The sequence below is a fragment of the Streptomyces sp. NBC_00370 genome (assembly GCF_036084755.1).
Taxonomy (GTDB): domain Bacteria; phylum Actinomycetota; class Actinomycetes; order Streptomycetales; family Streptomycetaceae; genus Streptomyces.
Genome location: NZ_CP107968.1, coordinates 7,858,537 through 7,883,558, shown reverse-complemented (window position 1 = coordinate 7,883,558; position 25,022 = coordinate 7,858,537). Strand labels below are relative to the sequence as shown.

Annotated in this window: 20 protein-coding genes and 3 pseudogenes; 3 read left to right on the top strand and 20 right to left on the bottom strand. The window is 69.4% G+C overall.

Annotated features, from left to right (window positions below; translation table 11 throughout):
- Window positions 1–192 precede the first annotated feature (192 nt).
- Both OHS57_RS34505 and OHS57_RS34500 read right to left on the bottom strand, forming a co-directional pair.
- Window positions 193–872, bottom strand: a pseudogene (locus OHS57_RS34505) (SDR family NAD(P)-dependent oxidoreductase).
- Between the two features lie 393 nt (window positions 873–1,265).
- A complete protein-coding gene (locus tag OHS57_RS34500) occupies window positions 1,266–2,195 on the bottom strand; it encodes an NADP-dependent oxidoreductase (RefSeq protein ID WP_328584489.1) in 930 nt (309 codons plus the stop codon).
- 75 nt (window positions 2,196–2,270) lie between these two features.
- Here OHS57_RS34500 and OHS57_RS34495 point away from each other — a divergent pair, with 75 nt between their 5' ends.
- A complete protein-coding gene (locus OHS57_RS34495) occupies window positions 2,271–2,651 on the top strand; it encodes a winged helix-turn-helix transcriptional regulator (protein ID WP_328584488.1) in 381 nt (126 codons plus the stop codon).
- Between the two features lie 104 nt (window positions 2,652–2,755).
- Here the strand turns inward: OHS57_RS34495 and OHS57_RS34490 are convergent, their stop codons facing one another.
- The 4 genes and pseudogenes from OHS57_RS34490 to OHS57_RS34480 form a co-directional block, all read right to left on the bottom strand.
- On the bottom strand, window positions 2,756–3,022 hold the full coding sequence (locus OHS57_RS34490; RefSeq protein WP_328584487.1) for a hypothetical protein: 267 nt from the start codon (window positions 3,020–3,022) through the stop codon (window positions 2,756–2,758).
- Between the two features lie 46 nt (window positions 3,023–3,068).
- A pseudogene (locus OHS57_RS37830) lies at window positions 3,069–3,386 on the bottom strand (hypothetical protein); the annotation flags it as partial.
- A 660-nt stretch (window positions 3,387–4,046) separates the two neighbouring features.
- Window positions 4,047–4,706, bottom strand: coding sequence for an MSMEG_1061 family FMN-dependent PPOX-type flavoprotein (locus OHS57_RS34485; protein WP_328584486.1), 660 nt, complete (start codon window positions 4,704–4,706; stop codon window positions 4,047–4,049).
- A gap of 105 nt (window positions 4,707–4,811) precedes the next feature.
- Window positions 4,812–5,222 carry a DUF6896 domain-containing protein gene (locus OHS57_RS34480; RefSeq protein WP_328584485.1) on the bottom strand — a complete coding sequence of 137 codons (411 nt, stop codon included), beginning with the start codon at window positions 5,220–5,222 and terminating at the stop codon, window positions 4,812–4,814.
- Window positions 5,223–5,425: 203 nt separating this feature from the next.
- Between OHS57_RS34480 and OHS57_RS34475 the strand changes: the two genes are divergently transcribed.
- On the top strand, window positions 5,426–6,547 hold the full coding sequence (locus OHS57_RS34475; protein WP_328584484.1) for a lipid II:glycine glycyltransferase FemX: 1,122 nt from the start codon (window positions 5,426–5,428) through the stop codon (window positions 6,545–6,547).
- A gap of 37 nt (window positions 6,548–6,584) precedes the next feature.
- On the opposite strand, the gene OHS57_RS34470 is transcribed toward OHS57_RS34475, so the two are convergent.
- The 13 genes and pseudogenes from OHS57_RS34470 to OHS57_RS34410 all read right to left on the bottom strand — a co-directional run bounded on the left by OHS57_RS34470 (window position 6,585) and on the right by OHS57_RS34410 (window position 21,459).
- Window positions 6,585–6,779 carry a hypothetical protein gene (locus OHS57_RS34470; protein ID WP_328584483.1) on the bottom strand — a complete coding sequence of 65 codons (195 nt, stop codon included), beginning with the start codon at window positions 6,777–6,779 and terminating at the stop codon, window positions 6,585–6,587.
- Between the two features lie 132 nt (window positions 6,780–6,911).
- A pseudogene (locus OHS57_RS34465) lies at window positions 6,912–7,085 on the bottom strand (alpha/beta hydrolase); the annotation flags it as partial.
- Between the two features lie 60 nt (window positions 7,086–7,145).
- A complete protein-coding gene (locus tag OHS57_RS34460) occupies window positions 7,146–8,759 on the bottom strand; it encodes a nickel/cobalt transporter (protein WP_328584482.1) in 1,614 nt (537 codons plus the stop codon).
- Complete coding sequence (locus OHS57_RS34455) at window positions 8,756–10,123, bottom strand: tetratricopeptide repeat protein (RefSeq protein ID WP_328584481.1); 1,368 nt, start codon at window positions 10,121–10,123, stop codon at window positions 8,756–8,758. Before OHS57_RS34455 ends, OHS57_RS34460 begins: the two co-directional genes overlap by 4 nt.
- Window positions 10,124–10,301: 178 nt before the next feature.
- Window positions 10,302–11,867 (bottom strand): DUF4331 domain-containing protein, encoded by a 1,566-nt coding sequence (locus tag OHS57_RS34450; RefSeq protein WP_328584480.1) that lies wholly within the window; start codon window positions 11,865–11,867, stop codon window positions 10,302–10,304.
- 650 nt (window positions 11,868–12,517) lie between these two features.
- Complete coding sequence (locus OHS57_RS34445; protein WP_078863842.1) at window positions 12,518–13,330, bottom strand: SDR family oxidoreductase; 813 nt, start codon at window positions 13,328–13,330, stop codon at window positions 12,518–12,520.
- A 60-nt stretch (window positions 13,331–13,390) separates the two neighbouring features.
- A complete protein-coding gene (locus OHS57_RS34440; protein ID WP_328584479.1) occupies window positions 13,391–14,203 on the bottom strand; it encodes a MerR family transcriptional regulator in 813 nt (270 codons plus the stop codon).
- A 192-nt stretch (window positions 14,204–14,395) separates the two neighbouring features.
- The gene (locus OHS57_RS34435; protein ID WP_328584478.1) at window positions 14,396–15,259 is read right to left on the bottom strand and encodes an aminotransferase class IV family protein; all 864 of its coding nucleotides are present in this window, start codon (window positions 15,257–15,259) and stop codon (window positions 14,396–14,398) included.
- A gap of 84 nt (window positions 15,260–15,343) precedes the next feature.
- Window positions 15,344–16,501 carry an ROK family transcriptional regulator gene (locus OHS57_RS34430; RefSeq protein WP_328584477.1) on the bottom strand — a complete coding sequence of 386 codons (1,158 nt, stop codon included), beginning with the start codon at window positions 16,499–16,501 and terminating at the stop codon, window positions 15,344–15,346.
- Between the two features lie 92 nt (window positions 16,502–16,593).
- Window positions 16,594–18,093, bottom strand: coding sequence for a glycoside hydrolase family 36 protein (locus tag OHS57_RS34425; RefSeq protein WP_328584476.1), 1,500 nt, complete (start codon window positions 18,091–18,093; stop codon window positions 16,594–16,596).
- Window positions 18,094–18,161: 68 nt separating this feature from the next.
- Window positions 18,162–19,511 carry an ABC transporter substrate-binding protein gene (locus tag OHS57_RS34420; protein WP_328584475.1) on the bottom strand — a complete coding sequence of 450 codons (1,350 nt, stop codon included), beginning with the start codon at window positions 19,509–19,511 and terminating at the stop codon, window positions 18,162–18,164.
- An 88-nt stretch (window positions 19,512–19,599) separates the two neighbouring features.
- A complete protein-coding gene (locus tag OHS57_RS34415) occupies window positions 19,600–20,496 on the bottom strand; it encodes a carbohydrate ABC transporter permease (RefSeq protein WP_041994296.1) in 897 nt (298 codons plus the stop codon).
- A 9-nt stretch (window positions 20,497–20,505) separates the two neighbouring features.
- Window positions 20,506–21,459, bottom strand: a complete 954-nt coding sequence (locus tag OHS57_RS34410; protein ID WP_328584474.1) for a carbohydrate ABC transporter permease — start codon at window positions 21,457–21,459, stop codon at window positions 20,506–20,508.
- Window positions 21,460–21,673: 214 nt separating this feature from the next.
- Here OHS57_RS34410 and OHS57_RS34405 point away from each other — a divergent pair, with 214 nt between their 5' ends.
- On the top strand, window positions 21,674–23,677 hold the full coding sequence (locus OHS57_RS34405) for a DUF4832 domain-containing protein (protein WP_328584473.1): 2,004 nt from the start codon (window positions 21,674–21,676) through the stop codon (window positions 23,675–23,677).
- A gap of 491 nt (window positions 23,678–24,168) precedes the next feature.
- Here OHS57_RS34405 and OHS57_RS34400 read toward each other — a convergent pair whose 3' ends face one another.
- On the bottom strand, window positions 24,169–24,852 hold the full coding sequence (locus OHS57_RS34400) for a PAS domain-containing protein (RefSeq protein WP_041994288.1): 684 nt from the start codon (window positions 24,850–24,852) through the stop codon (window positions 24,169–24,171).
- Window positions 24,853–25,022: the final 170 nt, after the last annotated feature.

Here is a 25,022-nt window from a genome sequence, read left to right as displayed (position 1 = left end):
GAGCCCCGGCGTCGAGCGGCTACTCAGGTCGGACGATCACCCGCGCGTTTCCACAGCGCGACTCCCACCACCATCAGGCAAGTAGAACAACATAACACCAACTCCCCCCGTTCGACCGGAGTTCGCGAAATACACTGAGAAGGCCGACGGACCGGGCGACCCCGATGACGAAGAGGTGCATCGTGGTGTTCCTCAGGCCGGCAGGGTGCTGAGTTCGCCGCCGTCGGCGAACGGGATGGAGCCGTTGCCGTAGCTGCTGGCGGGGCTGACCAGGAACGAGACGATGTCGGCGATCTCGGTGGAGTCGCCCGCCCGGCCGCGCGCGTTGGTTGTGTCCAGGACCGCGGCGTGCTCGCCGAGCATCGCCGCTGTGCCCTCGGTGTGCACGGGGCCCGGCGAGACGGCGTTGACACGCAGGCCGGACGGGCCCAACTCGGTCGCCCAGTAGCGGGTGAGGATCTCCGCACCGGCCTTGGACGCCCCGTAGGCCGCACCGACCGGGCGGCCCGGCGGGCCGCGCTTGAGCCGATCAGCACGATCGACCCGTGTCCGCGCCGGACCATGCCCGGCGCCAGTGCGCCGACCAGGAGGAACGGGGCGCGAGTGTTGACCGCGATCTGCCGGTCGAAGCTCGCGGCGTCGGTGGTGGATGTCGGGGTGAACTCGTACAGACCGGCGTTGCTCACCAGAATGTCCACGTCACCCGCTTCGGACGCCAGGCGCAGCGTGTCCTCGGCGTCGGTGAGATCAGCGGCGACGAAACGGGCGGTGCCGCCCTCGGCCGCTATCTCCTTGACCAGGGCCGCACCTCGGTTCTCGTCCCGTCCGTGCAGCACGATCTCGGCCCCTTGCCGGGCCAGGCTCTGCGCCACGGCCTTGCCGATACCCGATGTCGCCCCCTCACGAGTGCGGTGCGGCCCTGCAGAACGGTGGTCATGGTCATCGTCTTCTTCCCTGCCGCGGTGGTGGTGGCGCGCCCTGTCGATGTCACGCGGACACCCCTGCCCAATCCACTATGCGACGCAGATGTTCTTCTGGCAAGAACATCTTCCAGGACGCATAAAGCACTACAGTGTGGGCGTGAGCGCATCCATGTCCGAGAACAAGACGACCAGGACGCGGAACAGCTGCGCGCGCTCCTTTCGCGCGTCGCCCGAACCGCTCAGCGAGGATCGATCGCCGTCGACGAAGCGGACTGCTGACAGGCAGCCCGCTCCGGCGCGCGAACAACGGCATCCGCAGGGCCGCCAGGCCCCACGACCGGATCAGACGGTCAGGACGAGCTTGCCCTGGAGGTGGCCGCCGTCGAGCAGTCGGTGCGCGTCGGCGACGCGCTCGAACGGGAACGTCTCCTGCACGTGGCCCCGGAGCCTGCCCTGTTCCACCAGGTCGACGAGGCCGCGCAGGGCGACCGGATCGGGGTCGACCGCGATGCCGCTGAAGCGCATGCCCGCCGCTTCGTACTTGGCGGTGAGTCCCGCGTCCTCCTCGGCGACAGCCGTCACCAAGTGACCGCCTGGGCGGAGCACTTCGAGCGACCGCTCGACGGTGTCGCCGCCGATCGTGTCGAGTACCACGTCGATGTCACGGACCGCCTGGGTGAAGTCGACCGCCGTGTAATCGATCACCTCGTCGGCGCCGCATCCCTCCACGAACTCCCGCTTGCTCCGGCCGGCCGTCGTGATCACGTACGCGCCGAGCGCTTTCGCGATCTGGATCGCGACGTGGCCGACCCCGCCACCACCGCCATGGACCAGGACGCGGTCGCCCTCGCCCACACCGCCGAGGTCCACGAGGCCCTGCCACGCCGTCAGCCCGACGACCGGCAGCGCCGACGCCTCGACGTGCGACAGCGACGCCGGCTTGCGTGCCAGGTGCAACGCCGGAGCGGACACGACCTCGGCGTACGCGCTCGCCGCCCGCGGGAACAGGGGCATGCCGAACACCTCGTCGCCGGGCCTGAACCGCCACGTCTGCGGCGCCTCCGCGACCACGCCGCTGATGTCCCAGCCGAGGATGAACGGAGGCCTGCCGATCAGCGGGAACTCGCCGGCGCGCAGGCGCGCCTCCAGCGGGTTCAGCCCGATCGCCTTGACGCGGACAAGAACCTCGGTGGGGAGGGGCTGAGGCTCGGGCGCGTCCACGACGGTGAGGACGTCCGGACCGCCAAGTGTGTGCTGGGTGATGACTCGCATGACTCTCCTGGGCTGTGGAACGGGGAGAGAACCCAGGCTAGGTTTCCGACAGGAACCAACAGGTACCTTGGCATCATGAGCGGCTTCGGTCCCGGCGATCCCTTTCTCTCCGACTGCCCGGCGCGTCTGGCGATCGAGCTCATCGCCGACAAGTGGACGGCGGTCGTGCTCTACGGCCTCAGCCAGGGCCCGGTGCGTCACGGCGAGCTGATCGAGCTGATCGGCGGCATCTCACGCAAGGTGCTCACCCAGACGCTCCGCCGGCTTGCGGCGCACGGACTCGTCCGCCGCCACGCCTACGCCGAGGCGCCGCCCCGCGTCGAGTACGAACTCACCCCTCTCGGGGCGACGTTGATCGATCCGATCCACATGCTGACCGAGTGGGCGAGGACGCACGGAGACGCGGTACTCGATGCGCTCGACGCCGATCCCGAGCCGGTGGGACGGCGGGATTGACGACTCGCCGGTTCACCCGGTCGGGATAGCGCGTGATCGTGGCCTCGTGACGGGCCATGTGGTCGTCAACGGCATCTGCCGCCATTGCGTTATGTCCAGTTGCCTTATTTGGCCGCGCCTGTTCCCTCGTCCAGGTCGAGACGGTTAGCGGTCCAGCAATACCAGGCCGCGATGCTCCGGTAAGGGCGGAACTCATCCCCGAGCGCGTCCAGCTGTTTCGGCTTGGGAAGCTCCACCTGCCAGGCTTTCGCGTAGCCCTTGCGAAGCTCCAGGTCGTCGGTGGGCCAGACGTCGAGTCGGCGGAGCTGGAACATGAGGAACATCTCCGCCGTCCACTTGCCGATGCCGCGCACGGCGGACAGCTGGGCCACGATCTCTTCGTCGCTCGTGGGAGAGCGACCGGGCGCCCAGGCGGAGGGAGCCGTCCGAGATCTTCCCGGCCAGGTCCCGGAGAGACGCGACTTTCCTCCCGGAGAGCCCACAGGCTCTCATTGTCTCGTCGGAGATGGTGTCGAGCTGCTCAGGCGTGACGGTGCCCCCCAGCGCCGCGACCAGCCGGCCGTGAATGGCCCGGGCTGCCGGGCCGGCCAACTGCTGCTGGGTGATGATCCGGACCAGAACGGCGAAGTAGGGCTCGTTGCTCTTCGGAAACTTGGGCGGTCCCGCCAGTTTTGAGAGACGGCCGATGACCGCGTTGCGGCCGGACAGCCACTCGGCTGCTTGCTGCGGCGTCATCGACGACGACGCGCGACGGGAACGTTCAGCGACGTTGGACTTCGGGTGCTGCGACATGCTGATCACTGGCCCGGATTGCGGCGGTGCACGCGAACGCCGCGATTACCCTGGGTAACTCTACGTGCGGGCGTCCCGTGTCTCAGTCCCCCATGCTCCCACGGCACGGACAACCTCCACCACCGGAGGGAGCGGGCCGTCGTGCCCCTGGGCTGCGACGACCCTCGGACGAACACACCAGTCCCGCCGTGCTGCGGCGCGCCCGACCCTGCCCCTCTGGGTGCCGCCGGTGTGCGCCGTCATGTTCGGCGCCGCCGTGGTTTTGCAAGATCCCGATGACGGCATGCCGGGCCTGCCGGCCCCCCTCATCGGTCTCGCCCTGGCCCTCGGCGCCTACGCGCTGGTCGCGGGCATCCGCGCTCGCCAGGGCACGCGTCCGCGTGCCTCGCCGGGCGCCTGGACAGGCGCCGTGGTCGTCGTCGCTGGGATCGTCTGGTGTCGCCTGCACAGGAACGGGCCTGTTGGTGACCGGAGTTGACGGCATCTGCGTCTTTTGCGGCGGCGATCTGCCTGCGGCGTGGAACGTGGATCCCACCATGTGCCCGAGGTGCGAGCCGGTGTCGTAGTCGTCGCAGGAGCTGAGCTGCTTCCTGGCTCGGGGCGTTACTCGTACCGGTACTTCAGCGAGTCCGCTTCTGTCTGCTCGATGTCGGCGATCGTCAGCTCCGGCATTCGCAGCTGGGCCAGGGTTACCTCGGCGGAGGTCGGCTGGGCGTCGGCCGACAGCCACTGCTCCGGCTTCCAGGCCGCGCTGCGCAGGAGCGACTTGGGACAGTGCGGGTAAACCTCCTCGATGCCCAGCACCAGTGCACTGGCCGGCGGCTTGCCCACGGCGGTGAGCTGCGACAGCAGCTCCGGGCGGGTGGAGACGCAGGCGCGGCCGTTCACCCTCAGCGTCGTGGTGCGCCCCGGGATCAGGAACAGCAGCCCGGCCCGTCCGGTGGCGATGACATTCTGCAAGGTGTCCAGACGCTTGTTGCCGGTCGCGTCCGGTATCGCCAGCGTCCGTTCATCCAGAACGGCGACGAACCCGGCGGGGCCGCCGCGCGGGGAGACGTCACAGTTGCCTTCGGCGTCCGCGCTGGCGATCAGGACCAACGAGGAGCAGCCGATCAACCGACGGGTCTGCTCGGTGAGTTCGGTCATCTGCTTCCGTACGGCCGCGGCGCTGGGCAGCGCGTAGGCGCGGCGCAGCGACTCCTGGTTGGGCACAGCGTCGAGGCGGAGCGAGTCGAAGGCACTGTCGGCAAGGGGCGTCGTCATGCTTCCGACCATAGTCGGCCGACTTGTGGTTGATCTTGGTCGGTGAGTGCGGGGGTGTAGAGACGGCCACCCTCGTTGCGACGCGGGTGTGGAGCCGCGCCGACCTCAGTCCGTCAAACGTGCGACTTCTCCAGCGCTGAACCACCCGGGCCGTACCTCGGTCAGCAGGGGCTCCGGCGATTCCAGTCCCGACCTCAGATCACGCTCCGTGAGGTCAACTGGCTCAGCCAAGCTCTGCCCGTACAGGCGCAGCCGCCAGAGGTCGAAGATCTCCGCCCCGTCGGCCGTGAAGTCCACATCGATCTCGGACCCGTCCTGGCCGACGAAGAGACAGCCTGCCCCGTGGACGCTGGAGGAGTAGGAGCCAATTTCACCGGTCCTGCTGATCCGGTGCGAGCGGACCAGGCCGAGCACGTCCGCAAGCCGCTCGGCCGAGGGGAACGTCGCCCGCAGGGCCTCGCCGGCCGAGCGGAGAGCGTCGAGGTAGCCAATCACCAGGTCGCGCGCTGTCGTCAACGTACGCCCCCCGTGCTGTGCCAACCGCGGCATCCGGTACGAAGCGATTGTTCCACGTGGGCTTCTGGTGGCTCCTCGCGCCGGGTCCGAACGGAGCAACGCAGTGTGGCGAAAGCGTTCGTCCCGACGAGCCGGGGGCGTCGGAACCGGGGTATGGCGGTGTCTCTCAGTAAGCTGACGCGTCGAGCGAAGGAGCACTGCACATGAGTTTCCGCCTCAAGGCGATCACCCGTGAGGAGCATCTGGCCTTCGTTACGGCCATGCCCTCGGCCAGCCACATGCAGGTTCCGTCCTGGGGGGACGTGAAGCCGGACTGGCGGGCGGAGAGTCTGGGCTGGTTCGACGGGAGCGGGCGTCTCGTCGGGGTGGGGCTGGTGCTGTTGCGGCCCTTGCCGAAGCTCAAGCGGTACCTCGCCTATCTGCCCGAGGGTCCGGTCATCGACTGGGACGCGCCGGATCTTGGCCAATGGCTGGAGCCGATGCTCGCGTACCTCAAGGCCCAGGGTGCCTTCTCGGTGAAGATGGGCCCGCCCGTCGTCGCCCGCCGCTGGAGCGCGGAGGCGGTCAAGGCAGCGATCGCCGACCCGCAGGCCCGGCAATTGCGCGATGCCGAGGCCACCACGGACGAGCCACGGGCCTTCGCCGTCGCCGACCGGCTTCGGCGGATGGGCTGGCGGCAGACCGAGGCCGGCCACGAGGACGGGTTCGCCGCCGGGCAGCCGCGGTACGTGTTCCAAGTCCCGTTCGCCGGGCGCTCGCTGGAGGAGATCCAGCAGGGCCTCAACCAGCAGTGGCGCCGCAACATCAAGAAGGCCGAGAAGGCCGGCGTCAAGGTCGTGCGGGGTGACTACGACGACCTGCCCGCGTTCTACGAGATCTACGTGGAGACCGCCGAGCGCGACCAGTTCATCCCGCGCCCGCTGGGCTACTTCCAGCGCATGTGGACCGCGCTGACGGCCGAGGACCCGGACCGGATGCGGCTCTACCTCGCCCACCACGACGGGGAAGTGCTCGCGGCGGCCACGATGCTGACCGTCGGTGAGCACGTCTGGTACTCGTACGGCGCCTCCACGAACCGCAAGCGCGAGGTCCAGCCGAACAACGCGATCCAGTGGCGGATGATGTCCGACGCCCATGAACTCGGCGCGAGCGTCTACGACTTCCGCGGCATCACGGACACGCTGGAGGAGGACAACCACCTGCTGGGGCTGCTCCGGTTCAAGGTTGGCTCCGGCGGCCAGGCCGTGGAATACCTCGGCGAGTGGGACTTCCCCCTCAACAAGTTCCTGCACCGGGCACTCGACCTCTACATGTCCCGCCGCTGAGTCCGAAGGGGCGCGGATCCTCACGACCCGGCCGGAGTCAGCCCTGTCCTGTACTGCGCAGCGCGACGGTGATGTGGCTGTATCCGGGGACGGGCGCCCCGCCGGCATTCTCGTAGCGCACCGCGTCCGCGATCCCGAGTTTGTCTCCGGTGGACAGGGTCCGGTTCGCCGTCCACAACAGCATCCTCAGCTGTTCGTTCTGGATGCTGTGAAGGGCGGCTGAGGACTCCATTGGTACGCCGGTGCTCACTCGCCAGTCGGCCACCGCGCCCCAGAAATCCGGAAGGCGACCTGCCGGCAGACGTCCAGATCGTCGGTGGCGTCCACGGATCCCGGCTTGATACCGGCCACGTCCAGGAGCCGTCGGGACCGCCTTTTCGACCAGTGGGCCGATGAAGGACTCGAAGATCTCGTCGACCGGCTCCCCGGCCCGCATCGCCCGGCGGAGATCGGTGCGGGCCTGCTCTTCGGCGGCGGGCCGGGGCCGGTCACCGCACCCGGCGGCGTCGATGGTGGCCACGGTGCAGCCGCGCGCCGCGTTCGAGTACGCCGTCGTCGAGGCGCCTCGACCTGGTCCACCGACGGGCTTTGCGCCGCTCTACCAAGGGCCCGTGCCTGCTCGCAGGGTGAGTCCGATGCCGACGAGCAGCACGAGGCTGGAGGTGGCGATCGGGCCGACGGCGGCCAGGCGGGTGAGCGCCGCCCAGCGGGGGCTGGTCGCGGTGCGGGTGCTCCGGTCGATGCGTTCGCGCAGCCGTACGAGCAGGAGGCCCGCGAGGGTGAGGGTGGCGGCCATGCCGAGCCCGTAGCCGAGGACGAGGAGCACGCCGAAGGCCGTACGGCCCAGGGCCACGGCTCCCAGCAGGACGACCAGGGCGGACGGGCTGGGTACGAGTCCGCCGGCGATGCCCATGCCGATCAGACCGCCGCGCGTGGCGGCGGGTGCGGTGTGGGAGTGCCGGTCTCCGGTCACGGGGTGTGTATGCGGCTCGTGGCCGTCGTCCTTCGTCAGCAGGGCGACGACCGATCCGTCGCTCTCGGTCCGCGCGGGGGCCGGGTGCGGGTGGGCGTGCGAAGGGTGGGGGTGGGGCTGTGAATGGTGGTGGTGGTGCGCGGGGCCGTGGCTGTGACCGTGGGAATGCGAGTGGCCCGGTGTGGACCGGCTGAGTACGGCCGAGCGCAGGAGCCATCCGCCGATGGCGGTGACGAGGAGGCCGCTGGCGAGGCCGAGCCAGGTCAGGACGGTCTCGCCCGCCAGGCCGGTCGCGACGGGGAGGATCAGCCCCAAGGCCAGTACGCCGGCGGTGTGCGTGAGTGTGACGGTGGCCCCGACGACGACCGCGTCCTTGGGTGTCCCCCGTCGCCCGGCGAGGTAGGCGGCCATGATGGTCTTGCCGTGACCGGGCATCGCGGCGTGTGAGGCCCCGAGGACGATCGCCAGCAGGAGGGCCAACATGCCCACCGAGAAGGTGAGTTCGCGGGCACCGACAAGCGAGTCGAAGGCGCCGGAGACCCGGGCAAGGGCGGTCGTGAGCAGTCCGGCCCCCGGCAGGGCGGCGGGTACGACACCGGCGCTGCGGCCCGGCGCGGTCCGCAGCGTGGCGGACCGCTGGTCGAGCGGGCTCGCCAGTGGGTCCGTCGGGTAGTGGCGCAGTTCGTCGGTGGCCGAGGCGGTGGGTACGTCGGAAGCGGTCAGGGCGACTCCCCTGCCCTGCGCGGTGATTTCCCGCCAGCCGATGCGGCGGCTGTCGTAGCCGGTTCGTACGGTGACGTCGGCCGGGTGTGCCAGGTCCACGGCGGCCGTGAGTTCGCAGGTGAGGCGGCTCGTCCGTAGTCCGGCCTCGCCGGGGCGATAGGCGAACGCGCTGCTCCTGGCCTGCCAGGTGGCGCTGTCGCCCCCGGCCTCGACCCGCAGTTGCCGGGTCACCGTGCCGCACTGGGCGCGGGCGTACGTACGGGTCTCGGCCGGGGTGACGGTGCCGTTGCCGTCGTGGTCGACCTGGGGGCGTTCCTGGGCCGTGGAGATCTCGGCCCGGTCGACGACGATGCGGGCGTCGATCCGGTCGGTGCGCAGGGTCAGGCCGGTGTGGTAGTTGACGGTGAAGTTGCCCAACGGGTGCGCGCAGGCGGGCTGTACGGCTGCTGCGCTCGCGGCGCCGACAGCGACGGCCAGGGTGCAGGCGGCGAGTGCGCGGCGGAGGGTGAGGTTCATGACGCGGAGTCGATTCGGCGCAGTGCGTCGCGCGCCTCGGGCGCGAACAGAGGATGGAAGTGCGGGTCGACGGCCAGGGCCCGTTCGAGGTCGGCACGCGCCGATGTCCGGTGGCCGAGGGCCTGTTGGATCGTGCCACGGTGGTAGAAGGAGAGCGCGCTGCGGGTACCGAGGGCCAGGGCGCGGTTGGCGTACGGCAGTGCTTCGTCGTCCCGTCCGGCACGGTGCAAGGCCCAGGCGTAGGCGTCCTGTACGGCGATGAAGGGCCGGTTCCGCAGTGCGGCGCGGCCCAGGGCGACGGCGCGGCGGGCGTCGCCGTGATCGGCTTCGAACAGGACGTCGTCCACGTCGGGGGCGACGCCGCCGGCCCGGCGCAGCTGCTCCTGCGTACGCATCAGCGCGTACTGCGTGTCGGCCTGCGCGCGGTGGCCGAGCGACTGGTGCAGTTCGCCGAGACCGACGACGTACTGAGGCAGTGGTGCGATGGCGACGGCGGCGGAGTAGTCGTCGACGGCCTGCCGGTTGTCGCCGAGTGCCGCGTTGGCACGGGCCCGTGCCTCCAGCAGGGCGGCGTCGTGCGGGGTGGCGCGCAGGCCGCTGCGTGCTTCGCGCAGTGCGGTACGTGGGTCGCCGGAGTCCTGGGCCAGGGTGGCGAGGTGCAGATGGGTGAACGCCTGGTCGCCGGGGCCGGCCGCGTCGTCCAGGGCCCGCTTCATCAAGGCGCGGGCCTGGGGGATGTCGCCGCGCAACTCCCAGGTGTAGGAGGCGCGAGCGAGCGAGGAGGTGTCGGGTCGGAGGTCGACCATGCGCTGTACGGCGCTGTACGACTCCTGGTACCGGCCGAGTTGGGTGTACGCGTCGGCGAGGACCGCCTGGGCCGCCGCGTTGGCGGGGTTGCTGACCGTCGCCTTGCGGCCCCAGGACAGCGCGGTGGTGAACTCGTGCCGGGCCGCCGCCAGGGCGCCCATGCCCGTCTGTGCCTGGTAGTTGTCGGCCGGCTGGATGTCCAGCGAGCGCCGCAGCGCCGACTCCGCCTTCGTATAGGTCGCCGCGTCCGCCGTGACGCGGCCCTGTTGGACGTAGGCCATGCCCAACTGCGCCCAGCCGACGGCGTCCTGCGGCAGTCGTTCCAACTGCTTCCGCATCGATGTGAGCGAACTGACCCGGGCGGCGCCGGGCGACTGTCCCGCCCCCGTACTTCCCGCGCGGCCGGTGTCCTGCCCGGTGCTCTGTCCGCTGTTCTGTGGCGACAGTCCCACCGCGCCTGCGGTGAACATGGCAGCGCCCAGGGCCAGCGTCACGGCGGTGGTGCGCAGCCGTCTGCGGCTCGTGGTTCTGGGCGTGTTGGCGGTGGGCTGGGGCACGGTCCTCCTCGCGGAGCGCGTAGCGGTAGGGCGTTGGGGGTGGGGCGTTGGGGGTGGCGCGGTTCTGGGCGCGGCGGTGGATGCGGTGGGCACGTCGGCCGGGCGCGGGTGGTGCGACCGGAGGGCCGGGCGAAGCTGGGAGTACCTCGCCCGGCCCTCGACCGTGGGACGGGAAAGGTCAGCCGGTGGTGCGGCGTCGCTTCATGCGGTAGGCACCGGTACCCAGCAGCAGGGCGCCGATTCCACCGATCGCCGCCGCGTTGCTGGGGTTCGTCATCCCCGCACGCTGCGCGCCGACGCGGGAGGCGTTGACGTTCTTGGTGTCGGGCAGGGCCAGGTAGGGGAACGCGGTGCCGAAGCGCGCGTCGTTCTTGTCCACCTTGTCGCCTGCGGCCAGCGCGGGCACCAACGTGCCTGTCTGGGCAGCGCCCTCAACGGCCTGCAGGGAGATGTCGATGACATCGTCGGCCAGCCGGCGTCCGTTGGGGAAGCCTGCCAGGTCACCGGCGAGCACGCCGAGCCGCTGCGGCTTCTTGGCCGGCGCGACGCCCATGTTCAGCCGCAGTTCCTCCGCCGGGACGATCTCGTCCGGGTTGGCGTCCTTGTTGAGGCTGTGCGCGTTGAGGTCCGCCTTGATGGGACCGCATGCCTTGCAGACGCCGGTCAGGTAGATCTCGGCGAGGTCGTCGCGCGGCACCTTCGGGGCGGGCACCCCGTAGACCTTCTTGATCAGCTTGGGCAGGATCGGGTCGTAGACCTTGTCCACGACCGGCTGCACGGTGCGGTCCTGGTCCGGCGAGATGGAGTTGAAGGCGTCCTTGTACTTGAGCGGTACGACGACCTCGTTGACCAGCGGGTTGCCGAGGCGGGAGACCTGGCGCCAGTCGTCGCCGTGGGTCTTCACCCGGCTGTCGGACACGTTCGCGCCGTGGCGTTCGGTGGTGGACCAGATGCCGACGACCGGGTTACGAGCAGCGCTGCCGTGCAGGGCGAGCAGCTTCTTGGGCACCTGCAGGGCAACGGAGTTCACGTTGTAACCGGCCAGGGTGTCCTTGCCCCGCTCGCTCAGGTTTCCGCCGTAGAGCAGGTCGAAGACGCGCAGGTCGGCGAAGAACGGGTCCTCCGCCTGCCCGGCGAACGTCTTGGCCCCGCCGGGCACGGAGCGTACGGCCTGCGCCCGCAGGGCCGCGTAGTTGGGCATCGACGCCGGGCCGGTACGGGACGGGGCGACCGGCGCGTCGTGCAGCAGCGTCTCGGTGTGACCGTCGGTCGTGACGGTCAGGTCGTACACCTGGCGGAAGTTGAGATTGGCATCGTCGATCTTGCGTACGGGCCCGGTGTTGTAGAGGAACTGGTTCTCGGCGTCACGGACCTTGCCGCGGAAGTACCAGGTGTACGTCACATCGGGGCGACCGTCACCGGTGTTGTCGATGTTGATGTTGTAGCGGGCGTCGTCGGCGAACGCGTAGAAGTTGGGCCCGCCGTTGGGCTCCTCGAAGGGAATCCAGTTGGCGACCATGGTCACGGTGTCGGAGCGGTCCGGACTCGTGAACGCGTACACATCGGTGTTGTCCGCGCGGGGGTCACCGGCCACCATCGGCGCTTCGCGATGGCTGGAGGCTGCGCTGATGCCCGGTGCCAGGGTCAGTGCGGCCAGCCCGGTGGCCAGTGCGCTCGCGCCGAGAACGAGCAGCGACTGGTCGAGGGTGCGTCGTGAACGCGGCTGTGATGAGGGGGACTTCATAGGGTTCCTCTCGTCTGCGGATACGCCCGTCCGCGCTGCCGGCGGATCGTCCGCACGGCAGAACAGGGTCAGGTGGGCAAGGGTGCGGTCGGTCGACCCAGCGGGCGGGACATCAATCAGGACGAGTCCGGGCGGCTTCCACGAGGGCACGGGGGCACGGTGCCTTCGCCGGTCGAGTACCACTGCGCGGTGGAACGGGCCACCGCACAGATGGCAGCGAACCATGAAAAACGGGTGAGAAGTGCCGTACGTCCACGGGCAGCCGGGTGCGTCGGACGGGCTCGCCGGACGGAAGCCGCAGGTGGCAGCCGCTACGGGCGCCGCTCAAACTGACGGAGAAAACATCGCGACACGGAATCGCCGCGTTAGACCGATCGGGAACCGGGCCCTGCGGGAGGCGTTACGGGCTGTCCGCGGGCGCGGGACGCGCCACTCACCCTTCGGGGTGAACGCCGCAGCGATGCGGTCCCAACGGCAATCCACAACGGCCGCTGCTTCGAAGGGGGTGTGATGACGAAAGACGGTGGTGAGCGAGCGACAACCGGTGGGGACCTCAGAACGAAGGGGCCCCCACCGGTTGAGTCATGCGTTGGTGACCACCGCGGTCGATGTGCGCGCCGTGGACGTCACGTTGGCCGTCAGGTTGGCCGTCACGTTGTCTTGACGGTGCCGCCGTCCACGGTGATCTCGTCGCCGACGACAGACGCCGCCGCGTCCGAGACGACGAAGCCGATGACGTCGGCGATCTCGTGTGCGGGGGCGAAGCGGCCGTCCGGGATCCCGCCGAGCGAGTCCATGAGCGTCTTCATACCCTCGTCCTCGCTGATTCCACGGGCTTCGGCGATACGAAGGGCGAGGCCGTTGGCGCTCTCGCTCTGGATTCCGCCGGGCGAGACCGTGTTGACGCGGACGCCGCGCGGGGCCAGTTCGTTCGCGAGGCCCTTGCTGTAGGCGCGGAGGGCCGCCTTCGCCGCCGCGTAGCCGAGGGTGCCGTCGTACAGCGGCATCCTGCTCTGGATGGATCCGACGTGGACGATCGCTCCTTTGCCCTTGCCGATGAGGAGCGGCGTCAGCGCGCGGTCGATACGTACGGCGGCGAGGAGGTTCAGGGTGAGCTCGGCGTCCCAGTCGGCGTCGGTCATGGCGGCGTGGCCGCCGCTCGGCGACGCGGAGCCGCCGGTCACCTGGACGAGGATGTCGAGGCCGCCGTCCTCGACGACTGCGGCGGCGACAAGATCGGCCGCGCCGGGCGTGGTCACGTCCGCCTGGACGATCCTCGCGGCGCGCGTCTCGTCCGGCCGGGACCGGCCGACCGCGATGACGCGCGCACCCGCGTCCGCGAGGCGGTTCACGACGGCGGCGCCGAGGCCCTTCGTACCGCCGACCACAACGGCTCGGCGGCCCTCAAGGGAGAGCGAGGGCGGATAGGACGGGGTCTGTACGGGATGGGTTGCCACGTTCATGTCTCCAGGCTGGGGCTTCCAGCAAGGGGAAGGTCAACACGTGGGCGTGTACGGCATCCCTCAGCGCGCTGTGCGGAAGATCGGCCAGCCGATCTCCGTCACGGACTCGGACGAGCCGTCGACGGGTTCTTCGAGGTAGGTCTCGCGGATCGGGCCGTCGATGCCCAGCTCGTGCTCCGCCACGTACGCGCCGAGCGCGCCGTAGGCCTGTGCCATCGTCTCGTCGGAACCGCGGTGCACCGTGACCGCGAGGTCGACGGCGGGCAGCGTCTCCGCCTGCACACGTCCCGTGAGGGTCCCGACCGCGTCGAGGGACGTGACCGGAAAGAACAGCATCGCTTCGCCGCGTTCTTCGAGGAACAGATTCGTGTCCCAGACGCCTCCGCGCGGCCCTGCGGGACGCCTGCCCGGCAGCCGCGTGGATTCCGTCAACTCGCCGACAGCTCCGGTGTACCACTCACTCAGTTCTTCCAGATCGATCGTCTCGCGGATCACCAACGCGGGTGTGGCCGGGACGCTCCGATGCTCGACAGCGAGCTGCGCCGCGGGCTTCGCTTCGAGGATGCCGCGCAGCGACGTCACCGCTGCCCGGGTCGCGTCGAGCTGGGACTCCAGCCGTTCGAGGTGCGTCGAGATCAGCTCGTTGCGGGTCGGGATGTCGGAGGCGAGCAGGACCTTGCGGATCGTCTCGACGGGGACCGTGAGGGTGCGCAGCTGGCGCACCACCTGCGCGTCGGCGATCTGGTCGGTGTCGTACAGCCGGTACCCGTTGGTGGGATCGATCGACGCCGGCTCCAGCAGCCCCACTTGGTGGTAGAAGCGAAGAGTCTTGGCGCTCAGCCGAGTCGCCCGCGAGAAATCACCGATCGTCATCCTGGCAGCCACCACACCACCCTATTCCTCCCGACGTCGTCACACGGCACACCGGCCCGTCGACGGGTCGCTCTCCGTGAGCGCAAGAATACGCCCCTCACCTGGCGTGATGCCGGTTCGGCAGCACGCCGGCGGTCGGACCGGACGTGGACGCACGGCCCGGTACCGGCCGACGACGGGCGCATGGCTCATTCACATGTGCCCGGCGGCTTCGACCGGTTCGTCGCCGAGGTCGGCGAGAAGGTTGCCCGGCAGGCTCAGATACGCGTCGCGCATCGAGGCGAGTACGGGGTGCTCGGTGGGGAACGTGACGTCGTCGATGGCCGAGACCGCCCGAACACCGATACTCGTGTTGGTGGCGAAGGCCGCCGCCATACCGCGTACCGCAGCGAGCGCCACCGGCGCGGTGGTGTGTCTGAGCGTTTCGGTGTGCGTGTGCGTTTCGGTGTGCGTGTGACCGTGGTGCCGCTGGAGCAACGCCGCGGTGACGCCCGGCAGTACGTCCCCCTCGGGCCACACCACGGCGCCGGCAGCGTCGACGAATCCCACGTTCCAGGTGACTCCCTCGGACACGAGGCCGTCCGGGCCGACGAACAGCGCGTCGTCGAAGCCGGCCAGCTGGGCGGCCCGCCGGGCGTGCAGGGCCCCGAACAGGCCGACGTGCTTCACAGCGGGGAGATCACGCACGTACGGGACGGACTTGGCCCGCAGCGGCGGCAGGTCCATGGAGCCGGACGGGCGTCTGGTCACCAGGATGTGCGGGGTCGCCGGTGACGAGGGGTGCCCCATGTCCAGGGCCGGGTCGAACACCGAGACCCGGACCACGAACGCCCCGTCCTGTCCGTTCACGGCACGGCGTACGTACTCCCGTACGCGATCGGTGTCGAGCCGGGCGCCGAACACCGTCGCGCAGTCGCGCGCGAGCCGTTCCATGTGCAGGGCCAGACCACGTACGCGTTGGTTGTCGACGCGCATCGAGGTGAAGTGGCCGTAGTTGACGAGCGCCAGGGTCTTCAGGGACTCGGGGTCAGCGGGCCGTCCGTTGAGTTCGATCACACCGACGAGTGTGGCAGCGCACGCATGCGGGAGGGGACGAACCGTCCGGCATGGCGCGCCGGACGCCTGCGCGGCCCGCTGTCCCTATCGCCGGGGGGCGGTGGGGTCGGCCAGGCCGTCGCTCAGGAGGCGGCTGTCGACTTCGTCGAGTGCCAGGCGTACGGCCCCCAGGGCCACGCTCTCGTCGCCGAGGGTCGAGGTGCGCAGCTCCGGCAACCGCAGGCAGTGCTTGGTGAGTTCGCGCTCCAGGGGGTCGAGGATGACGTCGGCCGAGCGGGAGAACCCGCCGCCGAGGACGACGACCTGGGGGTCGAGGGCGAGCACCAGGGCGGCGAGCCCCACGGCGAGGTCGCGGGTGTAGCGCCGGACGGCGGTCTTCGCGTCCCGGTCACCGTCCCTGGCCGCCTGGAAGACCCAGGCCGCAGCCTCGCCGGGCGCGGCGGCCGCCGGTGCGCCGGGGCAGTTCTCCAGGTGGCTGGGGGCGGTGAGCCACCGTACGGCCTTGAGTGCGCCCAGTTCCCCGGCGGCGCCGCCGTGGCCTCGGCGCAGGGTGCCGTCGAGGATCAGTCCCGCGCCGGTGCGCAGGCCTGCGAGCAGGAAGACGATGTCGTCGGCGTCCTGGGCGACTCCTTTCCAGCGTTCGGCGACGGCGGCGAGTTTGCAGTCGTTCTCGACCTGGATCGGGCAGGGGAAGCGGGTCGCGAGGTGCGCGGCCGGGTCGATGGTGTGCCAGCCGGGCAGGGGGGTGAACAGGGTGGTGCGGCCGCTGGCGTCGACAGGGCCGGTCACGCCGACGGTCACGGCCCAGATGTCGCCGGGTGTCATGCCGGCTTCTCCGAGCACTTCGTCGATGACGTGGTCGACGGCCGCGAGGCGGGCCTCCGGCGCCGCCTCGGGGTCGGCGGGGCGGCGCACGGTCTTGACGAGGTTGCCCTCCAGGTCGCTGAGCATGACGAGGATCTTGTGGACGCCGATGTCGATGCCCAGTACATGCCCCGCGTTCGCCCGGAAGCGGAACCGGCGGGCCGGCCGCCCCACCACGCTGCTGGCGCCCGGCTCCTCGACCTCGGCCCAGCCGTGGGTGACCAGGCTCTGCACCAGGACGTCCACGGCGGGCCGGGACAGCCCGGCCCGGCCCGCGAGCTCGGTGACGGTCGAGGGCGGATTTCCGCGCAGCGCCCACACGATCGACAGCTGGTTCAGCTCGCGCATCCGGGACAGATCTGTTCCGGTCGTCGTCATGTGGTACTCCCTGAAGGGGTTCCGGTGCCCGCCGTTTGGATAATGCTGAGCAGTTTACAATTCGGGGCGGTGGGTCGGCCCGACGGACGGCGTCACGAGATCGGGTACCGCTGCTGCGTCTCGGGAGCGACCGCCGGTGTGAAGTCGACCTCGCGTCCGTCAAGCGTGAACCGGTACCTGCCGAGCCTGCGCACCTCGGGCCGCGCCGCCAAGTATGCCGTCATCGCCTGCAGTTCGTCGGGGTGCAGCCAGCCGGGCGGGTCGGAGACCGCCCGGAATCCGCAGATGTCGGCGAGGTCGCGCAGCCAGCGCTGCTGTTGCTCGGTGAGCAGGTTGAGGCGGCTGCGGAAGTACACGACGTCGGGGTCCACCTCCAGCAGGGGCGCCTGCCACAATCGGTGCAGGGTGTTGACGACGGCGTTGCGGGCCAGGGCGTCGGACGGATCCTGGGTGGCGTAGTGCTCCCACAGCGGCGCGACGTCGGGGCCGCTGCGGATCCCGTCGACCAGACCGAGGGACGGCAGCAGCGGGGCGCCGCTGCCCAGGAGGTAGACATCGGGTCCGGCCTCTTCGCGGATGATCCGCAGGCCGGTCCGGTACGCCTCCTCGCGGCCGGTGTCCTCGGCCCGGTTCCCCGGCGCGGCCCCGGCGCCGATGAAGTCCGCCTTGAGGTAGCCGAACCCCCACTCGTGCACGACCCGGCGGATCATCTGCCGGAGGTGGTCCTGCGCCGCCGGCCGGGTCAGATCGAGTGCCCAGTAACCGGTGCCCCAGTTGTGACCGGCGACCACCGGCTCACCGTGGTCGTCGCGCAGCAGCAGCTCCGGCCGCTCCTGGGCGGTACGGGATTGCGGGAGGAGGATGAACGGGGCGATCCACAGACCGGGCCGCAGTCCCGCGTCGGTGATCCGGTCGGCCAACGCGCGCATGCCGGAGGGGAATTTGGTGTTGGGTTCCCAGTCGCCGACCATCTGTTCCCAGCCGTCGTCGACCTGGACGACGTCGAAGGGCAGGCCGCGCAGTGCGGTGATGTCCTTGGTGAGCTGTTCCTCGGTGATGTTCTCGTAGTACGCGTACCAGCTGCACCACACGTTGCCCGCGCGCTTGTCGCTGTGGCCGAGCCGGGCGGCGAGCTGGCGGGCGTACGCGGCGAAGACCTCCTCCTCGTCGCCGTACGCGAGGAACCACGGCGCCCCTTCGCGCTCGTACCACCCGGCCAGGGTGTTCTCGTCCGCCGTCAGGCGCGGTATGTCGAGGCCGAGCGCGCCGAGCAACAGCACCTGCCCGTCGGCGCCTTGGAGGGCGGCGACGGCCGAGGAGTGGTGGCGGGCGGGGTCGTCCCACACGGTGTCGTCGGCGGTGAGGCGGCGTTCGGCGCTCTCGATGCGCAGTGGTCCTGCCGAGAGCCGGCGCCAGCCGCACGGGCTCCAGGAGTTGTGTCCGTGCCGGTAGAAGAGCGCGTCGCCGAGGCCGTGCAGCAGGGCCGCCCGGCCCGGCGGCAGCAGCAGTCCGCCGTCGGCCGGCTGCGCGGGGGCGTCGCCTTCGAGCTCGACGGCGAACGTGCGCCCGCCGAGGTCCAGAAGCTGGGCCATGGGTCTCCTTGCGTCATCGTGGTGGAGGTGCGGAGGGCCTCGCGGAGTGGCCGCGGGGCCCCCGCCGGTTACTTGAAGAGGCCGTTCACCTTGTCGTTGGCCGACTTCAGCGCGGGCCCCGGCTGCGCCTTGCCGAGGATCACGGACTGGATCGCGTCCTGGACGAGGGGGCTGATCTCGGTGGCGTGTTCGGTGACGGGCAGCAGGAACGTGCCGTTCTTCGCGGCCGCCGCGTCGGTGAAGACGTGGACGTCGTCGCCCTTGGCCTTGTGCGCGGCGAGTGCCTGCTGGGTGGCGGTCTTGAGCGCGGGGAAGACGACGGCGCGCTTGGCGACGAGATTCTGGCAGTCGGGCGAGGCGAGGAACTTGACCCACTTCCAGGCCTGTTCCTGGTGTTTGGTGCCGGCCCAGATGGAGTCGGCGAGACCGTTGATGGCGCTCTTGCGGCCCGCGGGACCCGTGGGCAGCGGCGCGAAGGCGAGCTTCTGCTGCACCTTGGGGTCCAGGAAGGTGGAGATGGTCCAGGAGCCCGTGACCATGATGGAACCCTTGCCCGCGATGAGCAGTTCACTGTTGGCGACGGTCGACTGCTTGTCGAGGGCGGGGGTGTAGCCCTTGTCGATCAGGTGCTTGAACCAGCCGATGGTCTCGGCGAGTTTGGGGTCGTCGTAGTTGTAGTGCGTGCCCCACGGGTTCTTGTCGAGGTACGTGAAGCCGTTGGCGGCGGCCAGGTCGCCCCAGCCGTTCTGGCCCTGGGAGCCGTCGTTCCACTCGGCGAGGAACCCGTAGGTCTTCACGTGCTTCTTGTCGAAGGCGGGGTCGAGCCCGTTGTGTCCCGCACTGTCGACGGTGGCCTTGGCGATGGCGTTCTCAAGGGTGCCGCCGTCGGAGGGGTTCCAGGTCAGGTCGTTCAGCTGGGCGGCGTCCACCCCCTGCTTCTTGAGTTGGGTGGTGTTGTAGACGAGCGCCATGGTGTCCCAGTCCTTCGGCAGCCCGTAGCGCTTGCCGTCCTTGACCCAGGTGTCGGCGAGACCGGTCTGGTAGGCGGACACGTCCACCTTGTCCCGGTCCACCAGGGGCTGCAGGTCGAGGAGTTGGTTGCTGGTGGCGAACTGCGGATAGTACGTGCTCTGGTTGGTCCATACGTCCGGGGCGTCGCCCGCGGTCAGCTGCGTGGTGAGGTTCTGCCAGTACTGGGCCCAGGCGGTCTGGGTGATCTTGACGGTGATGTCGGGGTTGGCCGTGTGGAAGGCGGTCGCGCAGTCCTGGTAGGCGGGCAGCTGCTTGTCGTCCCACAGCCAGTAGTTGAGGGTGGTGGTGCCGGCTGCGGCGTCGTCGGAGCTTCCGCAGGAGACGAGTGTCGATGTGGCGGCCAGGCACAGCAGGGCCGCGCCGGCACGCAGATGCGTGGATCGCATGGTGGGTGACCTCTCTGGAGGGTCTGCAGGGTGAGGACGGAGGGATGGGGACGGATGGGTGGGAACGGCAGAGTGACGGCGGGGGGGGTTACTTGATGCCGGTGAAGTTGAGGGATTCGACCAGTCGGCGGCCGAAGACGATCAGCAGGACGAGCACGGGCAGGACCGAGAGCGCCGAACCGGCCATCAGCCCCGTCCAGTCGGGCATGGTGTTGGGCGACTGCTGCTGGAAGACGCCGAGCGCGACGGTGAGTACGCGCGTCTCCTCCTCGCGTCCGGTCAGCAGCGGCCACAGGTAGTCCTTCCAGGCCCAGACCGTGGTGGTGAGCCCGATGGTGATGAGCGGTCCGCGGCTCATCGGCATCACGACCCGCCAGAAGACGCCCCAGGCGCCCACGCCGTCGAGGACGGCCGCCTCCTCCACCTCGCGGGGGATCGAGAGGAAGAACTGCCGCAGGAAGAAGACGGCGAACGGCGTCATGAGGACGCTCGGCGCCACCATCCCGGCGAAGGTGTTCAGCCAGCCGAGGTCTTTCACGAGGACGAAGTTGGGCAGCACGGTGAAGATCGGCGGGACCATCAGGGCGGCGATCAGCACACCGAAGACCGCGTCCCTGCCGGGGAAGCGCAGCCGGGCGAAGGCGTAGCCGGCCATCGCGCAGAACAAGGTCTGCAGGACGGCGATCAGCCCGCTGTACACGACCGAGTTGAGCAGGTAGCGCAGGAAGTCGACCTGTGCGCCCGACCCGCCGGCGGCCCGTGCCTCCTCCTGACTGGTCAGTCCCAGCACCCGCAGGAAATTGATCATCGTGGGGTGGTGCGGGACGAGTCCTGTCGAGTCGGCGTAGATGTCGGCGGCCGGTGTGAGGGCGGTACGGATCATCCAGTAGAAGGGGAAGACGGTCGCCACCAGCACGACGACCAGCACCGCCCAGGCGGCGACCCGGCCCGGCGAGAGACGGATGCGGGTGCGCTTGCGTGTCATGGTCACTCCTCAGGCCAGGTACGAGCGGGAAGCGCGCAGCACACGCATCTGCACGGCGGTCAGTACGCCGAGCAGCAGCGCGAGGACCACGGCGATGGCGGAGGCGTAGCCCATGTGGAAGTTGGTGAAGGCCTGTTCGTAGATGTAGAAGTAGATGACCCGGGTGGAGCTGACCGGCCCGCCCTTGGTGGTCACGGCGATCGTGTCGAAGATCTGGAACGAGCCGATCAGGGAGACCACCAGCACCAGGGCCAGCACGGGGCGCATCAGCGGCAGCGTGATGCGGGTGAACATGCGCCACTCCCCCGCACCGTCCAAGGTGGCGCTCTCGTAGAGGTGTTGGGGGATCTGCAGCATGCCCGCGTACAGGAGCAGGGCGGTGTAACCGGTGTAGGCCCAGGTGTTGATGCCGGCGACGGTGGGCATCGCCCACGTCGGTGAGGTGAGGAAGCCGGTGCTGCCCACGCCGAGCGCGTTCAGGATGTGGTTGACGAAGCCGAGGTTGGCGTCGAGCATCCACATCCAGAGCAGACCGACGGAGACGTTCGGCACGAGCCAGGGCACCAGCAGCATGGCGCGCAGTGCGACCGACCGGGTCAGCCGGTGCATCAGGGTCGCCAGGCCCAGCGCCAGGACGGTCTGCGAGACGATGTTCAGTGCGACGTAGTAGCCGGTGACCTTGAGCGCGTTCCAGAACTGCTCGTCGCCGATGAGCTGCCGGTAGTTGTCGACGCCGGTGAAGTTCGCGGCGCCCAGCAGGCTGTGGTCGGTGAGCGAGTAGTAGACACCGCGGACGGTCGGATACGCGTAGAACAGAGCGAAACCAGCCAGGGCCGGAGCCAGGAACAGCCAGGCCGCCTTGCGGTCGTCGCGGAACTTACGCGGCCGCGCGGGGCCCGCCCTCCTGCCCTTGCGGATGTCGGCGCGTTGGCGCCGCGGCGCAACTGCCAAGTCAGCGCCCATGGTTACACCTCCGAAGAGATCTGCGCCGCACCTCTTGCCAGTGGAGCGCTCTGCACACATATTGATGTGCACCAGTGAAACTTTGTCAATGCTGGCTCACAAAAGGACGAACTCCGGCCAGCTCGGCGGCAATGTTTCCCCTGGTGAGCCCGGGCTCGGGCACCGGCCCGGCCACGGACAATCCCAACCACAGCCGTCTTTTCGGAGGTTGACCATGCGCACGTTCGCGCCCAGACGCGGCAGAGGGCTGCTCGCCGCTCTCTGTTCCGCAGCCCTCGCCCTCACGCTGGCGGCGCTCCCCGCGAGCGCCCATGCCGTATCCGCCCCGGCCGGCGGGCAGTCGGCCGTATCGGCACAGGGCGTCCCGGCCCGCCCGGCGCCGGGACCGAGCCCGGACCCGGCGCTGCCTGTCCACGCACTCGCCTCGGGTGACGCCCCGTTGGACAACCCGCTCAAGGGATTCGCCCGCTTCTACCAGCCGGGCGGCGACCAGAACACGGGCTACCCGCACTCACTGACCTGGGGCTACTTCGGCCTCTCCGAGGTCATGGACAACGCGTCCAACTGCGGGGACTACAACTGGGACGCGCTGGACGACACGCTGGACGCCATCGCCGCCGCCGGGAACCAGGCCGCGATCCGGCTCTACATGGAGTACCCGGGCGGTACCGGCAGCCACCCCGCCAACGCCATCCCGCCGTGCTTCGCCGGACACGTCGACAACCGCGACAACGCCTACTGGGGCACCACCAGCCCCGACTACAACAGCGCGTACCTGCTCACCGCGCTCAAGAACTTCATCGCCGCCTTCGGCCAGCGCTACGACGGCGACCCCCGGCTGGGCTACATCCATCTGGGTCTGATCGGCCTGTGGGGCGAATGGCACACCTGGCCCTACGACACCGACACCAGCGGTGACTCCTACCCCGACTACATGCCGACGGACGCCCACGCCGCCGAGATCGTCAACGCGTACAACAGTGCCTTCACCCACACCAAGATCGAGATGCGCTACGCCGACTCGGCCGGCGGTGCGGCCGACAGCCTGCCGGCCCTCGGCTACCACGACGACTCCTTCTGCTACCGGGAGGGCGACCCGGCGAAGGGCGTCACGCTCCCGGAGTCCATGGGCGGGGCGGACTACTCGCAGCTGCAGAAGGCCGTCGAGCACGGGGTGGAGAACCGCTGGATCACCGCTTCGATGGGCGGTGAGGTCCGCCCCGAGATCCAGTCCACCGCCTTCAACAGCTGGCCCGGCGGCTCAGGGGCCGTGGACAACATGAAGGCGTGCGTCGAACTGGAGCACACCACCTGGAAGATCAACGAGGGCAGTTCGAACTACTCCCCCGCCGACCCCAACGTGGCGGCAGCCGTCCGGCTGATGGGGTACAACCTCGCCGTCAAGAACGCCTACTTCCACGACAGCGCGCAGGGCGCCACCACCGTGGGGGTGCAGATCGCCAACACCGGCGTCGCCCCCTTCTACTACCCCTGGACCGTGAGCCTCGGCCTCAAGGACGCGGCCGGCAACGTCGTCAAGACCTGGAACACCTCCTGGGACCTGCGCAAGGTCATGCCCACCAAGATCCGCGCCTTCCCCGACTGGGGCGTGGGCTCCGACCCCACCTACCTCGACTTCGGCTACCCGCAGTACTTCGACACGTCGGTCGACCTCTCCGGGGTGAGCGCCGGCGGCTACCAACTGGTGATGAAGGTCAAGAACCCTCTGGAGGACGTGAGTTCGAACGCCAAGAAGCTGCGCTTCGCCAACGCCGCGCAGAACAGCGACGGGTGGCTCGGCCTCGGCGCGATGACCGTCGGCTCCGGCCAGAGCAACGGCCCGGCGGGCTACGAGGCCGAGGCGAGCGGCAACACGCTCCAGGGCGGCGCCGTGACGAGCGCCTGCGGCGGGTGCTCCGGCGGCAGCAAGGTCGGATACATCGGCAACGGCGCGACGCTGACCTTCAACCACGTCGACGGCGGGAGCGGTGGTGCGCGCACCGTCACGCTCCACTACGCCACACAGACCGCGCGCACCGCGACCGTGCGGGCCAACGGCGGCGCGACCCACACGGTCAGCTTCAGCCCGACCGCCGACTGGTCCACCACCGGGACAGCCACGGTGACGCTGGACCTGCTCGCCGGGACGAACAACAGCATCACCGTCGCGAACCCGGCGGACTGGGCTCCTGACATCGACAAGATCACCGTGTCCTGACATCTGACGTCCGGCGCCTCACGCATCTCGGCGGCGGCGTCCCGCTCACTCCTGAGCGGGGCGCCGCCGCCCGTCTTCGCGACGGAGGTGCCCGTATCCCGCCCCACGCGTGCCCGCATCCGCCGGGGGAGGTCCGGATTGGGGTGTCGATGCCGGTAACGAATGACGGGTACGGAAAATAGCTGTAATGCTCCCGTGAAGGAAGCACAGAAATAAGCGGGCAGCAAAACCACATCCACAGCGGTCCAAAACCACATGGAAATCCTGTAATTCAAACTCGAATAGATCAGGATGCACTTCGGGAGTTAATTCAAGTGCTGAAGCCGCAGGAGCCGAGTTCTTACCTGTCCATGACTCCGCATGATTCCGGGACAAGAACCGGAAAGCCCGCCGGAACCGTGGTGCCCTTCGACAGGGCGCCACCGTCCGACGGGCGGTGTACGGGCCTACACGAGGCGGCGGACGGGCAAGGGAACGGCCCGCCCCGGGCCTCACTTGATGAAGTCTTCAACGACTTTGGGCGGCCAGGTACCGACGTTGAGAACACCCATGGAGTAGGCGCGGGAGACCAGGGCGGCGCGGTTGGGGACCCTGAGCTTCCTGAGCAGTCCTGTGACGTGGTACTCGACTCCCTGCCGGCTCAGATAGAGCCGCGAGGCCAGCGGGATCGTGGACAGACCTGCGGCGATACCTTCGAGGATGCGTGCGTCGATCTCGGTGAGTATCTTCTTCCTGCTGGTCAGGACGCCTGCGTCGTCCGCGCCCCTGGTCGACCGCATGAGCACCAGGATCGCCGCCACGTCGGGGGTCTCCCCGGTCACGGCGGCGGCGGTGAGCGTACCTGCGAATGCGGAGTCCTCCGACCCGAGAGCCACCACATGCGAGGCGAAGCGCTGCCGCTTGCCTTCGATCAGCCGGGAGAACTGGCGCATCAGCGGCTGCTGGACACTGGGGTGCACCAGGTCGCGGAAGCTGCGTCCACAGAGGTCGGCCGAGGAGTCGCCGAACTGGCGGAAGAACTCCTGGTTCGCCTGCTGGATGGTGAGGGCGGGGTCGAGCGAGGCCATACACAGTCCGAGCTGGTCGAACTGCCGGGCGTCAGCGCCCCCGGCCCGGTCAGGTACGAGTTCGCCGGTTGTGACCGGCGCAGAATCTGCGAGTGCAGCAATCTCCACGAGACCGCCATCCTTTCAGTCCGACTCTGATTCTTCCGAATATGCAATGACGTCAGGCGCCGGTTGACGTCAGTATCCGGCCATACCACCCGACCGGCATTCCACTTACAAATTGAGGCTAAAGAATTTGGAGTTACCAGTCAACGACGCCTCTGTCCCCCCGGCTAAAG

What these genes read in the sequence shown, in the direction of transcription:
- OHS57_RS34470 (WP_328584483.1), bottom strand. Translation starts at nt 6,779, where the DNA reads ATGGAGTCCTCAGCCGCCCTTCACAGCATCCAGAACGAACAGCTGAGG.
- OHS57_RS34415 (WP_041994296.1), bottom strand. Translation starts at nt 20,496, where the DNA reads ATGACACGCAAGCGCACCCGCATCCGTCTCTCGCCGGGCCGGGTCGCC.
- OHS57_RS34430 (WP_328584477.1), bottom strand. Translation starts at nt 16,501, where the DNA reads ATGACGACGACCGGAACAGATCTGTCCCGGATGCGCGAGCTGAACCAG.
- OHS57_RS34445 (WP_078863842.1), bottom strand. Translation starts at nt 13,330, where the DNA reads ATGAACGTGGCAACCCATCCCGTACAGACCCCGTCCTATCCGCCCTCG.
- OHS57_RS34440 (WP_328584479.1), bottom strand. Translation starts at nt 14,203, where the DNA reads ATGACGATCGGTGATTTCTCGCGGGCGACTCGGCTGAGCGCCAAGACT.
- OHS57_RS34485 (WP_328584486.1), bottom strand. Translation starts at nt 4,706, where the DNA reads ATGACGACGCCCCTTGCCGACAGTGCCTTCGACTCGCTCCGCCTCGAC.
- OHS57_RS34420 (WP_328584475.1), bottom strand. Translation starts at nt 19,511, where the DNA reads ATGCGATCCACGCATCTGCGTGCCGGCGCGGCCCTGCTGTGCCTGGCC.
- OHS57_RS34410 (WP_328584474.1), bottom strand. Translation starts at nt 21,459, where the DNA reads ATGGGCGCTGACTTGGCAGTTGCGCCGCGGCGCCAACGCGCCGACATC.
- OHS57_RS34500 (WP_328584489.1), bottom strand. Translation starts at nt 2,195, where the DNA reads ATGCGAGTCATCACCCAGCACACACTTGGCGGTCCGGACGTCCTCACC.
- OHS57_RS34405 (WP_328584473.1), top strand. Translation starts at nt 21,674, where the DNA reads ATGCGCACGTTCGCGCCCAGACGCGGCAGAGGGCTGCTCGCCGCTCTC.
- OHS57_RS34425 (WP_328584476.1), bottom strand. Translation starts at nt 18,093, where the DNA reads ATGGCCCAGCTTCTGGACCTCGGCGGGCGCACGTTCGCCGTCGAGCTC.
- OHS57_RS34460 (WP_328584482.1), bottom strand. Translation starts at nt 8,759, where the DNA reads ATGAACCTCACCCTCCGCCGCGCACTCGCCGCCTGCACCCTGGCCGTC.
- OHS57_RS34450 (WP_328584480.1), bottom strand. Translation starts at nt 11,867, where the DNA reads ATGAAGTCCCCCTCATCACAGCCGCGTTCACGACGCACCCTCGACCAG.
- OHS57_RS34475 (WP_328584484.1), top strand. Translation starts at nt 5,426, where the DNA reads ATGAGTTTCCGCCTCAAGGCGATCACCCGTGAGGAGCATCTGGCCTTC.
- OHS57_RS34495 (WP_328584488.1), top strand. Translation starts at nt 2,271, where the DNA reads ATGAGCGGCTTCGGTCCCGGCGATCCCTTTCTCTCCGACTGCCCGGCG.